11 protein-coding genes are annotated in these 12,381 nt (G+C 67.9%); 6 read left to right on the top strand and 5 right to left on the bottom strand.

Annotated features, from left to right (window positions below):
- Positions 1-253 precede the first annotated feature (253 nt).
- Both WFK61_RS22465 and WFK61_RS22460 read right to left on the bottom strand, forming a co-directional pair.
- The gene (locus tag WFK61_RS22465; protein ID WP_336814291.1) at positions 254-1,264 is read right to left on the bottom strand and encodes a DUF2891 domain-containing protein; all 1,011 of its coding nucleotides are present in this window, start codon (positions 1,262-1,264) and stop codon (positions 254-256) included.
- The gene (locus WFK61_RS22460; protein ID WP_336814290.1) at positions 1,261-2,187 is read right to left on the bottom strand and encodes a hypothetical protein; all 927 of its coding nucleotides are present in this window, start codon (positions 2,185-2,187) and stop codon (positions 1,261-1,263) included. The genes WFK61_RS22465 and WFK61_RS22460 overlap by 4 nt, the downstream gene beginning before the upstream one ends.
- 92 nt (positions 2,188-2,279) lie before the next feature.
- Between WFK61_RS22460 and WFK61_RS22455 the strand changes: the two genes are divergently transcribed.
- Positions 2,280-3,188, top strand: coding sequence for a LysR family transcriptional regulator (locus WFK61_RS22455; protein ID WP_336814289.1), 909 nt, complete (start codon positions 2,280-2,282; stop codon positions 3,186-3,188).
- A gap of 142 nt (positions 3,189-3,330) precedes the next feature.
- Complete coding sequence (locus tag WFK61_RS22450) at positions 3,331-4,101, top strand: HpcH/HpaI aldolase family protein (protein WP_336814288.1); 771 nt, start codon at positions 3,331-3,333, stop codon at positions 4,099-4,101.
- A 250-nt stretch (positions 4,102-4,351) separates the two neighbouring features.
- On the opposite strand, the gene WFK61_RS22445 is transcribed toward WFK61_RS22450, so the two are convergent.
- Complete coding sequence (locus tag WFK61_RS22445) at positions 4,352-5,323, bottom strand: Bug family tripartite tricarboxylate transporter substrate binding protein (protein WP_336814287.1); 972 nt, start codon at positions 5,321-5,323, stop codon at positions 4,352-4,354.
- A 196-nt stretch (positions 5,324-5,519) separates the two neighbouring features.
- On the opposite strand from WFK61_RS22445, the gene WFK61_RS22440 reads away from it, so the two are divergent.
- The 4 genes from WFK61_RS22440 to WFK61_RS22425 all read left to right on the top strand — a co-directional run bounded on the left by WFK61_RS22440 (position 5,520) and on the right by WFK61_RS22425 (position 9,957).
- Positions 5,520-6,221, top strand: coding sequence for a GntR family transcriptional regulator (locus WFK61_RS22440; protein ID WP_336814286.1), 702 nt, complete (start codon positions 5,520-5,522; stop codon positions 6,219-6,221).
- Positions 6,211-7,128, top strand: a complete 918-nt coding sequence (locus tag WFK61_RS22435) for a dihydrodipicolinate synthase family protein (protein WP_336814285.1) — start codon at positions 6,211-6,213, stop codon at positions 7,126-7,128. Before WFK61_RS22440 ends, WFK61_RS22435 begins: the two co-directional genes overlap by 11 nt.
- Before the next feature lie 172 nt (positions 7,129-7,300).
- Positions 7,301-9,034 carry an L-arabinonate dehydratase gene (araD, locus tag WFK61_RS22430; protein ID WP_336814284.1) on the top strand — a complete coding sequence of 578 codons (1,734 nt, stop codon included), beginning with the start codon at positions 7,301-7,303 and terminating at the stop codon, positions 9,032-9,034.
- The gene (locus WFK61_RS22425; protein ID WP_336814283.1) at positions 9,034-9,957 is read left to right on the top strand and encodes a 3-hydroxyacyl-CoA dehydrogenase NAD-binding domain-containing protein; all 924 of its coding nucleotides are present in this window, start codon (positions 9,034-9,036) and stop codon (positions 9,955-9,957) included. Before araD ends, WFK61_RS22425 begins: the two co-directional genes overlap by 1 nt.
- 3 nt (positions 9,958-9,960) lie before the next feature.
- Here WFK61_RS22425 and WFK61_RS22420 read toward each other — a convergent pair whose 3' ends face one another.
- Positions 9,961-11,355 carry a DUF2793 domain-containing protein gene (locus WFK61_RS22420; RefSeq protein ID WP_336814282.1) on the bottom strand — a complete coding sequence of 465 codons (1,395 nt, stop codon included), beginning with the start codon at positions 11,353-11,355 and terminating at the stop codon, positions 9,961-9,963.
- A 66-nt stretch (positions 11,356-11,421) separates the two neighbouring features.
- The gene (locus WFK61_RS22415; protein ID WP_336814281.1) at positions 11,422-12,171 is read right to left on the bottom strand and encodes an aspartate/glutamate racemase family protein; all 750 of its coding nucleotides are present in this window, start codon (positions 12,169-12,171) and stop codon (positions 11,422-11,424) included.
- Positions 12,172-12,381 lie beyond the last annotated feature (210 nt).

The raw sequence follows: 12,381 nt of genomic DNA, 5'->3' as shown, positions 1-12,381 counted from the left end.
GACGGTCGGCGGGCCGCGCCTGGTCCGGCCGGCCAGCCGGACCAGGCATACCGCTTCCGCGGAACCACACAACAATACCAAAACTCAAACAGACAATTCCGGGGCTTCGCGCAGCGAAGAACCCGGAACCCGCGACTGGGCGGACCGCTGGCCGTTGAACAGCAGATGTCTCACCCGGTCGTGGGTTCCGGGTTCGTGCCTTTGGCACGCCCCGGAATGACAAAGGTAGTGCCGGATCAAATTGCCTGACCGCCTAGCGTTCCTCGATAGCGAGCACCGCGAAACTCGCAAGCCAGTGCTCGCCCATGTAGTCGCCGGCGATATGCGGCAGCCCGGTTTCGAGATGGAGCTTCGCGGCGCCTGCGATGACCGGGCGCCGCGCGTCCCACTCCGGCAACACCGCAGCCAGCGCGCTCCAGCACCAGGCGCGGCTGAGATTGAGCCCGTCGAGATGCGCGATCTTGCCGTCGGTCCGGTCCGTCACCGTCGCCGGCTTGAACAGGATCGCCGGTTGCTGCTGCGCGATGCGCGGCAGGAAGCGCTCGAACCACGGCAGGAAGCGCTCTGCCGGCAGCAGGCGGCGCATGCATTCGGCCTCGATCAGCGCCGAGGACTGGAAATCGTCGCCGCTCGGCTCGCCCCAGGCCGGGCAATCTTCGTCGGCGCCATACCAGCGCAGCGCCGTCTCGCGCAGCAGGGTCAGGAAGGCGCCATCCCCGCTCGCATCGGCATAGTCCGCCGCCATCCGCAGGCCGAAAGCCGTGTTGAAATGCGTGCCGACCCGCACCGGATAGGTCGCGATTGGCAGGAAATCGCGGAAGCGCTGGGCGAAGGCTTCGGCGAGCGGTTCCAACGCCCGGCTCCAGCGTCCGTCATCGAGCCCCTTCAGTTCGGCAGCGAGCTTCAGGAGCCAGCCCCAGCCATAGGGCCGCTTGAAGCCGCGCGCCGTCGGCTGCGCGAGATAGGCGCATTCGACCGCGACCTTCTCCGGGACGAGCTGCGCGTCGAACAGCGCGACGATATCGGCCGCCGCTTCCATCGTCGGATAGCGCCGCAGCAGGCGCGCCAGCATCCAGTAGCTGTGCACGCAGGAATGCCAGTCATAGCTGCCATAGAACACCGGATGCAGCTGGCTCGGCGTCTGCGCATCCTGCGGCCCGGCCAGCGTATGGTCCGGCTTGTTCGGATATTCGCGGCGGACATGGCCGAGCGCGATGCGGGCGAAGCGTTGGGCGATCTCTTCGGTCAACGTGGGGGTGGTCATGAAACGGCTTTCTCCGGCGTGGCCCAGCGTATCAGGAATGCGATCAGGCGGGGGGTCATGTAGATCGGAAACTGCGTCGCGGCGAAGAAAAGCGCCATGGTCGGCGAGGTCGAGGCGCCGAGCGCCGACCAGACCAGCCCGACATTGCGATTGCCGAGGATCAGGCCGATGCCGAGCCGCTCGGCCAAGGTGCCCGGCAACAGCGCCGCGCCAAGCCCCTGCAGGGCGAGGTTGCAGGCAAAGGCGATGATAACGCAGACAAGGGCGGCCATGGGCTCGGCCTCGATCTGGGCGCGCACCCCGGCCATCGTCGACGTCGCGAAGATCAGGAGTGCGGCCAGAACCAGCCCGTCGACCAGGCCGGCATGGCGCTCCAGGGTTGCCGACGCGCACTGCCTCAAAAGCAAGGCGACACCGGCCGCGCCCGCAGTGAGCACGAACAGTCGCAGCGCCAGCTCGACCGGATCGAAGGCGATGCCGGCGAACCAGGCCGCCAGCAGCGGCACGCTCAATGGCGCCAGCGCCATCGACAACAGCGTGACCGCGAGCGGGATCGTCGCGTCGAGCCCCAGCATCCGCGCCACGGCGGCCGTGCCGCCCGATGGCGGCGCACAGACCGCGAGCACCATGGCGAGGGCAAGCTCTGGGCCGACCCCTGTGAGGTGAGCGGCCGCTCCGACCAGCACGGGACAAACCAGCATCACCATGGCGGGCAAGAGCGCCGAGAAGCGCGGTTGTCGCAGCGTCCGTATGAAATCGGCCGCGTTCACACGGAGCAGCGTGCCGAGCACAATGACGAAGATCGACGCCGCCATCGCCGGACGGATAGCCTCGGCCAGTGCCGGAAAGGCAAGCCCGGCAAGCACGCCCACGATCAGTAGGGTCGGTCCGCGCGGTGCGAAGCGCAGAAGGGAATTCGTCATGCGGCGTCCAGATCGTCGATCGTGTCCGGCGCAAGCTAGGTCGGCCGATTTCATTATTGAAATCGATTTTTGATATCTTCATCATTGTTCGAATGAATTTAGCTGCGATCGACCTCAACCTGCTGGTGGCTTTCGAGGCCTTGATGGAGGAGCGCCACGTCACCCGCGCGGCAAGCCGGATCGGCCTGGCCCAGCCCTCGATGAGCAGCGCGCTCCGGCGGCTGCGCGACCTGTTCAGCGACGAACTCTTCCTGCGCGGCCCCGGCGGCATGCAGCCGACCGACAAGGCGCTGGCCCTCGCGCAACCGATCGGCGCGGCGCTGGAGCAGATTCGGGGCGCGCTTGCCCCCGGACAGAGCTTCGATCCCGCGACCTCGCGGCGGCGCTTCGTCATCGCCGTGACGGATTACGGCGACCTCGTCATCGTGCCGGCGCTCGTCGCCTTGCTGCGCCGGGAAGCGCCGGGCATCGACCTCGTCGCCCGCCCGATCACGGATGCGGCAGCGGCGCTGGCGAAGCTCGAACGCGGCGAACTCGACGCCCTGATCGGCGGCCATCTCCCGGATTCATCGACGAGCCTGCGCCGGCGGCTCTTCGACGAACGCTTCGTCTGCATCCGCGATCAGGGGCACGCTGCCCGCTCGGCCGCTCTCGGCATCGGCGAATACGCCGCCCTGCCCCATGCCCTGTTCTCGGCAGCCGGCGGCGATGGGCTGCCGAGCGCGATCGACGACAGGCTGGCGCGCCAAGGCCTGAAACGCCGGATCGCGGTCACGCTGCCGCATGTCGTCGCCGTGCCCTTCGCCGTCGCCGGCACCGATCTCGTCGCGACCATGGCCGAGCGAGTGGCGCGGCGCTTCGCCGAGAGCGCCGGGGTCGCGGTGCTGCCGCTTCCCTTCGAGAGCCCGGCCTTCGCCATCGACCTCGTCCACGCCCGGCGCGCACTCGCGGACCCTGCCCTGCGCTGGCTCGTCGAAGCCGTCGCGAGAGCGGCCGCCTGATCCGCCCTCGGGCTGCAACCCCGCCATCTCCTGCCGCCGGGTCCCCTTGCCCGTTCGGTATGATCTAACCGAGTCAGTGCGCGCCCGCAGGCTCCGGCCGGCCGGGCAGCGTCGCCAATCCAATCGCCCGAGGGGAAACGCCGTGGATCTGCCTGCCAACGCCTTCAAGGCCGCGCTGAAGCGCGGCGAGCTTCAGATCGGATTGTGGAGCAGCCTGTGCAGCCCGATCGTCTCCGAGATCATCAGCCAGAGCGGCTTCGACTGGATCCTGGTCGATACCGAGCATTCCCCGAACGAACCGCCCGACGTTCTCGCCCAGTTGCAGGCCCTGAAGGGCGGCACCGCGACCCCGATCGTCCGCCCGGCCTGGAATGACGCGGTGCTGCTGAAGCGCCTGCTCGATATCGGCGTGCAGGCCGTGCTCGTGCCCTTTGTCCAGAATGCCGAGGAAGCGCGCAAGGCCGTCGCCGCCTGCCGCTATCCGCCCGCCGGCATCCGCGGCATCACCGTCAGCGGCCGCGGCAGCCATTACGGGCGCGTGCCGGACTATCTCAAGCGCGCCGATGGCGAGATCTGCGTGCTGGTGCAGGTCGAGACCGGCGAGGCGCTCGCCCGCATCGAGGAGATCGCCTCGGTCGATGGCGTCGACGGCGTCTTCATCGGCCCTGCCGATCTCTCGGCCTCGCTTGGCCATATCGGCAATCCCGGCCATCCCGAGGTTCAGGCCGCGATCCAGGACGCGGTGAAGCGCCTGACCGCGATCGGCAAGCCGGCCGGTATCCTGACGCCGTCCGAGCCCGATGCGCGCCGCTATATCGAATGGGGCTATCGCTTCGTCGCTGTCGGCTCCGATCTCGGCCTCGTGGCCAAGCATGCCGACGCGCTGGCCAAGGCTTTCACCGGCCAGCGCTGATCAAAGCGCCGGCTGTTTGAGCACTGAGCAAAAAGCGGTCTCGAACTACGCTTGTCATTCCGGGGCGCGCCGCAGGCGCGAACCCGGAACCCACGACTGGGCTGGACATCGCAAAGCCGGCTGTGAAGGGCTGACCCAGTCGTGGGTTCCGGGTTCTTCGCTGCGCGAAGCCCCGGAATGACAAGGGGGCTCTGGTCGGAAGCAATTACGCAATTGCCCCTGCAGCCTTGGCGGACTCCCGCCCCGGCCCTCACTCGATCTTCACATTCGCCTTCTGCGCGACCTCGGCCCAGCGCTTGGTCTCGGAGGCGATATGGGCGGTGAACTGCTCCTGCGAGGACCCGACCGGGTCGACGCCGAGCTTCCTGAGCTGTTCGATCACCGCCGGCTCGCGCATGATAGCCTGCGTCTCGCTGGAGAGCTTGGCGACGATCTCCTTCGGCACGCCGGACGGCGCAAAGAAGCCGTGCCAGGAGCTGGCATCGTAGCCCGGGATGAACTCCGACAGCGCCGGCAGGTCCTTGGCGACATCGAGCCGCTTCGGCGTCGCGGTGGCGAGTGCGCGGATCTTGCCCTCCTGCACATGTGGCCAGGCGATGGTGATGTTATCGAAGGTGATCTGGATCTGGCCGCCGAGCAGGTCCTGCGTCACCTGCCCGCTCGACCGATAGGGCACATGCACCATGTCGGTGCCGGTCGAGACCTTGAACAGCTCGGCCGCCATATGGGTCGAGGTGCCTGCCCCCGAAGAGCCGAACGAGTATTTGCCGGGGTTCTTCTTCAGCAGGTCGATCAATTCCGGCACGGTCTTGGCCGGCAGGTCGATATTGACCATCAGGATGTTCGGCACGCTCGCCACCTGCGAGATCGGCGCGAAATCCTTGATGTGGTCGAAGGGCAGCTTCGCATAGACGGCCGGGTTGATCGCATGGCTCGACACCGTGCCCATGGTCAGCGTGTAGCCGTCGGCCGGCGCACGCGCCACCGTGGCGACGCCGGTATTGCCGCCGGCGCCCGGCCGGTTCTCGACGATGAACTTGCCGCCGAGCCGCTGGCCCAGCCGGTCGGCCAGGATGCGCCCGAGCAGGTCGGTCGTACCGCCGGCCGCGAAGGGCACGACGATGGTGACCACCTTGCTGCCGGGATAGTCGCCCTGCGCGAAGGCGGGGCCTGCCGCAGCCAGGCAGGCGGCGGCGATGATGGTTCTGCGCGTGATACTCATCGGTTCGTCTCCCCGTCGCGGACAATTCCGCCTGCGCCTCATGACGGGCGCTTGTTCCAAGCGATAACACAGGATCACAGATTTGAAATCTGAAATTTCAGATTGCCGGACACGACGCTTTATGCTGTTTGATGGCCATGGCGCATGAGCTGGCAGCCGCGGTGAAGCGGCCTCAGTAGCGCGCCCCGGAAGAACCATGTTGCAGCCTGCCGTCGAACCCGTCGCTCCCGATCTGCTGCGTTCGCTACGCGAGCATGTCCATGAGCGCCTGCGCCGCGCCATCGTCGCCGGCCGCTTCCGCAATGGCGAGCGGCTGAACGAGCGCCACCTTGCCGAGATGCTCGGCGTCAGCACGACGCCGGTGAAGGACGCGATCCGCAAGCTGGAAAGCGAGGGGCTGGTTCGGACGGAGGCGCGCCGTGGCGTCTTCGTCGAGTTCTCGCCGCGGCAGGCCCTGGAAATGGCGCTCGGCCGCGCCGCGCTCGAAAGCGTCATGGCCCATATCGCCGCGAACCACCTGACCGAGGACGGTGCAGCCGAACTCGGCAAGCTGATCGCCGAGATGGAACAGGCGACCGAGCATGGCGATCTCGAGGACCTCGTCGCGCTGAACGAGGCCTATCACCGCGCGATCCACCGCATCTCCGGCTGCACCTATCTGGAGCGCCGCCTCGACGGCCAGCGCATGTACGACCATGCCCAGCGCATCGCCCTGCATTCCGAACCGGACGAGCGCCGGAGAGGCTTCGAGGAACACCGCGGCATCTACGAAGCGCTTCTGGCGCGCGATCCCGCGCGCGCCGAACTCAGGATGCGCCGTCACATCGTCCGCTCGGCGAAGGCCCATGTCAGGCTGGTTTTCGGCGCGGATGCGGAGGGATTGAATTATGACGAATGACAAGGTCCGCCGCGCACTGCGCGGCATTTCCGGCGTTCATGTCACGGCCTGGAAGGCGGATGGCGAGGCCGACTGGGCGCTGACCGGCAGGATCGTCCGGCGCATCGCCGAGGCCGGCATCCACAACATCGTCTCGGCCGGCAATACCGGCGAGTTCTACCCGATGACGACCGCCGAGGTCGAGCGCTCGCACGCGACCGCCGCTGAAGCCGCGGCCGGCAAGGCGCTGGTCACCGCCGGCATCGGCAGATCCCTGCGCGAAGCGGTCGCGACCGGAAAGCTCGCGGCCAAGGCAGGCTGCGATGCCGCGATGGTGCACCACCCGCTCGATCCCTTCGCCGCGCCGCAATCCCAAGCCGACTACATCCTCGCCATCGCCGAAGCGCTGACGATCCCACTCGTCGCCTATATCCGCTCGGACGCGATCGGCGTGAAGGACCTGATCCGGGTCGCGACCCATCCGAATGTCGCCGGCGTGAAATTCGCCTCGAACAACATGATGCTGCTCGCCGATTGCGTGCGCGAGACGGAAGGCTCTTCGGCCAACTGGATCTGCGGCCTCGCCGAGGGCTGGGCTGCGCCCTTCTATGCGCTGGGCGCCCGCGGCTTCACCTCGGGCCTGATCAATGTCGCGCCGGAACGCTCGCTCGCAGTTTGGCGCGCGCTGGAAGCCGGCGATTACGAGACCGCCCGCCGCGAGGTCGATGCCATTGCCGGCTTCGAGAAGCTGCGCACCAAATATGGCAACGGCGCCAATGTCACCGTGGTGAAGGAGGCGCTGGGTCTCCTCGGCACGAATGTCGGCCCGGTCCGTCTCCCCGGCCTGCCCGAGCTGAACGAGGCCGAGCGGGCGGAGCTGCGCGGCATCGTGTCGAGCTGGGGTGGCCAACGCGCGGCCGCGGAATAACCTCTGTCATTCCGGGGCGTCGCGCAGCGATGAACCCGGAACCCACGACCGGGTGAGCCCTTCAAAGAGAGCGGGGATCGCCTCACCCGGTCGTGGGTTCCGGGTTCGGCCCTGCGGACCGCCCCGGAATGACAAACCGTTGAACCAACAAAAAATCACCGAGGAAACGCCCATGTCCGCCCGCCCCCGCAAGACGCCCGAGACTCTGCGCAGCTGGCGCTGGTTCGGCGCGAGCGACCTGCGCTCCTTCGGGCACCGCTCGCGGGCACTGCAGATGGGCTTCGGCCATGAGGAGTTCATGGGCAAGCCGGTCATCGGCATCATCAACACCTGGTCCGAGATAAACCCCTGCCACACCCATCTGCGCGACCGCGCGGAAGCCGTGAAGCGTGCCGTCTGGGCGGCTGGCGGCTTCCCCATCGAAATCCCCGTTATGTCGGTTTCCGAGCAATATCAGAAGCCTACGACGATGCTCTATCGCAACTTCCTGGCGATGGAGACCGAGGAATCGATCCGTTCCCATCCGCTTGACGGCGCCGTCCTGCTCGGCGGCTGCGACAAGTCCACGCCCGCCCTGATCATGGGTGCCTGCAGCGCCGGCCTGCCCTTCATCTTCGTGCCGGCCGGGCCGATGCTGCGCGGCAACTGGGCCGGCAAGGTGCTCGGCTCCGGCGCCGATGTCTGGAAATACTGGGCCGAGAAGGAAGCCGGCAACATCAACGCCGACCAGTGGAAGGACATGGAGAGCGGCATCGCCCGCTCCTACGGCACCTGCATGGTGATGGGCACGGCCGCCACGATGATGAGCCATGCCGAGGTGCTCGGCCTCACCCTGCCCGGCGCCTCCGCCATCCCCGCCGCCGACGCCGCCCATCCGCGCATGGCCGCGATGGCGGGCAAGCGCATCGTCGAGATGGTCTGGGAAGACCTGACGCCCGACCGGATACTGACCCGGAAGAGCTTCGAGAACGCGCTGACCGTGCATATGGCCGTCGCCGGCTCCACCAACGCAATCATCCATCTCGTCGCCATGGCCGGCCGCGCCGGCGTGCCGCTGACACCGGATGATTTCGACGCCTTCTCGCGCAATGTTCCGGTCGTGGCGAACCTGCGCCCTTCCGGCGATTTCCTGATGGAGGATTTCTTCTATGCCGGCGGCCTGCCAGCCCTGCTGAAGCAGCTCGAAAGCAAGCTCCACACCGATGCGATGACGGTGACCGGCAAGCCGATCGCCGAGACCATCGCGCTCGCCCAGGTCTATGACGACAACGTCATCCGCCCGCTCGACAAGCCCGTATCGACAGCCAACGGGCTGGCCGTGCTCAAGGGCAACCTCGCCCCCGATGGCTGCGTCATCAAGCCTTCGGCCGCCGAGCCGCGCCTGCTCAGGCATTCCGGCCCGGCCATCGTCTTCGAGCATTACGATGCGATGATGCAGGCCGTGAACGACGAGAATCTCGACGTCACCGCAGACCACATCATGGTGCTCAAGAACTGCGGCCCGGTCGGCGGTCCCGGCATGCCGGAATGGGGCATGCTGCCGATCCCGAAGAAGCTCTTGAAGCAGGGTGTGCGTGACATGCTGCGCATCTCGGATGCCCGCATGTCCGGCACCAGCTACGGCGCCTGCATCCTTCATGTCGCGCCGGAAGCCTATATCAAGGGCCCGCTCGCCGCGGTGCAGACCGGCGACATCATCAGTGTCGATGTCGAGGCGCGCAGCATCTCGGTCGACCTCACCGAGGCGGAGATCGCCGCCCGCCTCGCCGTCTGGACGCCGCCCGATCGCGACTATCCGCGCGGCTGGGGCAAGATGTCGGCGGCCCATATCCGCCAGGCCGACAAGGGCTGCGATTTCGACTATCTGGAGGGGACGGCGAAGGTGCCGGAACCCGAGATCCACTGATGCAGGATATCCGCGATATCGAGCGCGTCGCCATCATCGGCGCCGGGCTGATCGGCAGCTCCTGGGCCGCGCTCGCCATGGGCCACGGCCTGAACGTCTCGGCCTACGATCCCGCCTCCGGTGCCGAAGAACGATTCCGCCACGCGGTCGATCGTGCCCGCGGGCAGCTCGCCGAGCTCGGGCTCTCCAATACCGGCCAGTATCAATTCACGGATGATCTCGGCGAAGCCCTGCAAGGCGCTGATTTCGTTCAGGAGAATGGGCCGGAGAACGAAGCTTCCAAGCGCGAGCTGCTCGCCCGGCTCGACGCGGCATTGCCACCCGAGGTGATCATCGCCAGCAGCACCTCGGCCCTGCTGCGCAGCGCGATCGTCGCCGATTGCCGGGACAAGCGCCGGGTCATCGTCGCCCATCCCTTCAACCCGCCGCATCTGGTGCCGCTGGTCGAGATCGTCGGCGAGGACGAGGCAGTCGTGGCGCGCGCCGCCGCCTTCTACCGCAGCCTCGACCGGCGCCCGGTCATCCTCCAGCGCGAGATGCCCGGCCATGTCGCCAACCGGCTGGCCTCGGCGCTCTATCGCGAGGCCGTCCATCTGGTCGAGCAGGGCGTCGCCAGCGTCGCCGAGATCGACGCCGCGCTGTGCAACGGCCCCGGCCTGCGCTGGGCGCTGATGGGGCCGCACATGACCTATCATCTCGGCGGCGGCGAAGGCGGCATCGCCGGCTATCTCGCCCATCTCGGGCCGAGCCAGGTCCGGCGCTGGCAATCCCTCGGCACGCCCTCGCTCGACGCGGACACCCAGCACAAGATCATCGAGGGTGTCGCCGAGGAAGCGGCCGGCCGCACGATCGCGCAGCTCGAGGAACGCCGCGACGAAGGGCTGCTTGCCCTGCTGCGCGCCCGCAAGCTCGTCAGCGAGTGAGCCTCACAATTCCGCGTCGAAGGTGATGGCGTCGAAAGCCGCCCTCACCCGCCCCAGCGCCTGCGCGGTGACATAGGCATAGGCCCGCTCGGCCGACTGCGCGACGACGCCCCGGTCGGTACCCTGCACGTTGATCTCCAGCGACACGGTGGCCGTGACGCTCGGCGTCGCCCGCATCGGCACCGGCAGGATCAGGCTCTCCCGGCTCGCAGCCGCAGCGGCCTGATAGGCATCGATCAGCACCTGTCCACCCTGCTTCAGGTAATAGCGCCGGCATAGCATCTGCTCGAGCGAGAGCGGGCGCGCCGCCCAGCCGGTGGCAAGCCGCCCACACTCCAGCTTGACCCGCACGAAGCTGACGGCGCCCGCGCTCGGCGAGAGCCGCACCAGCAGCACGCCGGTATCGCCGACCGCAGGCGTCAGCGTCACCGAGCGGCGCCCTGCCCCGGCCGTGATCGTGCCGGACTGGCTGCCAAGCGTGACCGCGAGACTGCCGCCGGCGAGATCCTCGACCGAGAGCGTCAACGGCAGACTGGCGAAGGACGAAAGCCCCCAGAGCGCCGGCTCGACCGGCTGGATGATCGCACCCGACGTCAACGTGATGGTGAAGCCGCCGAGCGAGAGGTTCGCGCCGCCCGTCGCCGCCTTCCAGCGATCGAAGCCGTAGACGCCGGCCGCCAGCGCACCGCCCGCAAAGCCGCGCTGGTTGACCGCCATGTCGCCGTTGACCAGCAGGTTCGTTCCCACAGCCCAGAGGGAGCCCGGCAAGGCGACGCTTCCCGAGGCCCGGTCGATCGCCAGCGCATCATGCCAGGCCGAGCCATCGGCGCTGACCTTGACCCGGAAGTCGTCGTCGCCGGCGAGGCCGAACTCGGCCCGGCCCGACCAGTTGCTCTGGAACAGCAGGCTCGCCGTGTTGCCCGCCGCGTTCTTGTTGATCTTCAGCCGGTGGTCGTTGCCGGCATGGTTGAACAGGCTCGCCTCCGAGGACACCGCAAGGCGGTTGGTCGTGTCCGCAGTCGCGTTCACGCCCCAGCGCTCGGCGCCAAGGCTGCTGAGCGGGCTGTCGCGGCGCCATTCCGTGCCGGTCCAGAGATTGTGTTCGGCCTCGTCGATCACCCAGGCCTGCCAGCCGGCGCGCGGGGCGAGGAAGGTCCAGCCGCCATCCTCGAACAGCGCGACCTGATCGGTGCGGCCGGAGAAGGCGCCTGTGCCTCCGGCCGGCACGATATAGGCCGAGAGTTCGGTCGGCGACTCCGGCGGCGCGGTCTGCGTCCGGCTGTCGACAGTGAGATGAATCAGGCCGTCGAGCCGGATCAGGGCGTCGTTATGGGTGACGTGCTTCTGGGCCTGCCCGGCGGCGAGCAGCGGCAGGGAAAGACGGGGCGTGTCGGTCATGGGGCCTCGCGGGCGGGGATTTCGGCGAGGCGGATTATCGGGCGGCTGGAAGGACCGGGGATAAGTTCAGCCGAAGCGGCGCGGCCTCAAGCCGGCGTGGAACCAGTTGATCAGCGAATAGATGTCGTGGACGGGCAGCCCGGTCGCCGCCTGCACATCGGCCGCATAGGGCGGCATGTTCGTGCATTCCAGCACGATCGCGCCGACATCGGGATGGCGGGCGACCAGATCGAGCGCCGCTTGCACAACGTCCTGCCGGGCAAGCTCGACATCCATGTCGTCCTTCTCGGCCTTGATCAGGACGCGGAAGAACTCGCGCCCGTTCTCGGTGCCGGTGACGGGCGTGTCGAGCGGCACGCCGGCCGCCTCCAGATGCTTCGGCGTCAGCGACCCTGCCGAGACGGTGACCACGCCGACGCGCTTGCCCGGCGGCAGCGTCGCCTGCACCCAGGGCACCTGCATCAGCGAGGAGGTCGCGACCGGCACGCCGACGGCGGCGGCAAGCTCGCGCTGGAACAGCGAGAGGAAGCCGCAATTGGTGGTGATCGCCTCGGCACCGAGCCGGACGAGGTCGCGCGCCGCCTCGATGAAATCCGGCAGCAGCCCGGCCGCGCCCTTGAGCACCACCTTCTCGGGGCTGGCGCCGCCGACGACGCGATAGAGCACCGGGAAGGGCCAGGTCGTACCGTTGCCCATGTCCCCGGGGATCCGCGGAAAGCGGGCCTCCAGCATCAGGATGCCCAGGGGAACGCCATAGATCGCCTTCCCACCCCGCGCGATCCGCGCCGTCGCGGGCATTGCGGACGAATCGATCATCGAGCCTCCATCTGCGAATGTGCTGACGGCATGCTAGAGCATCGGCCCGAAAAGTGGCACGCGGTTTTCGGGCAAAGCCGATGCAAGATCAAAGCGCTAGAGGATCAGAGCGAAACGCGGCGCGCTTCGGCTGCAACCTCCGCCGCCGCCATCGCTTCGTCGCTTTTGCGTCGTCATAAGATCTGGAGCCGCCCCGCCCCCGCATGTTTC

Origin of the sequence: Allobosea sp. MMO-172 (genome assembly GCF_037147855.1) — a bacterium.
Lineage (GTDB): Bacteria > Pseudomonadota > Alphaproteobacteria > Rhizobiales > Beijerinckiaceae > Allobosea.
The sequence above is the reverse complement of the archived record's forward strand: the minus strand, read 5'-3'. Positions and strand labels throughout refer to the sequence as shown.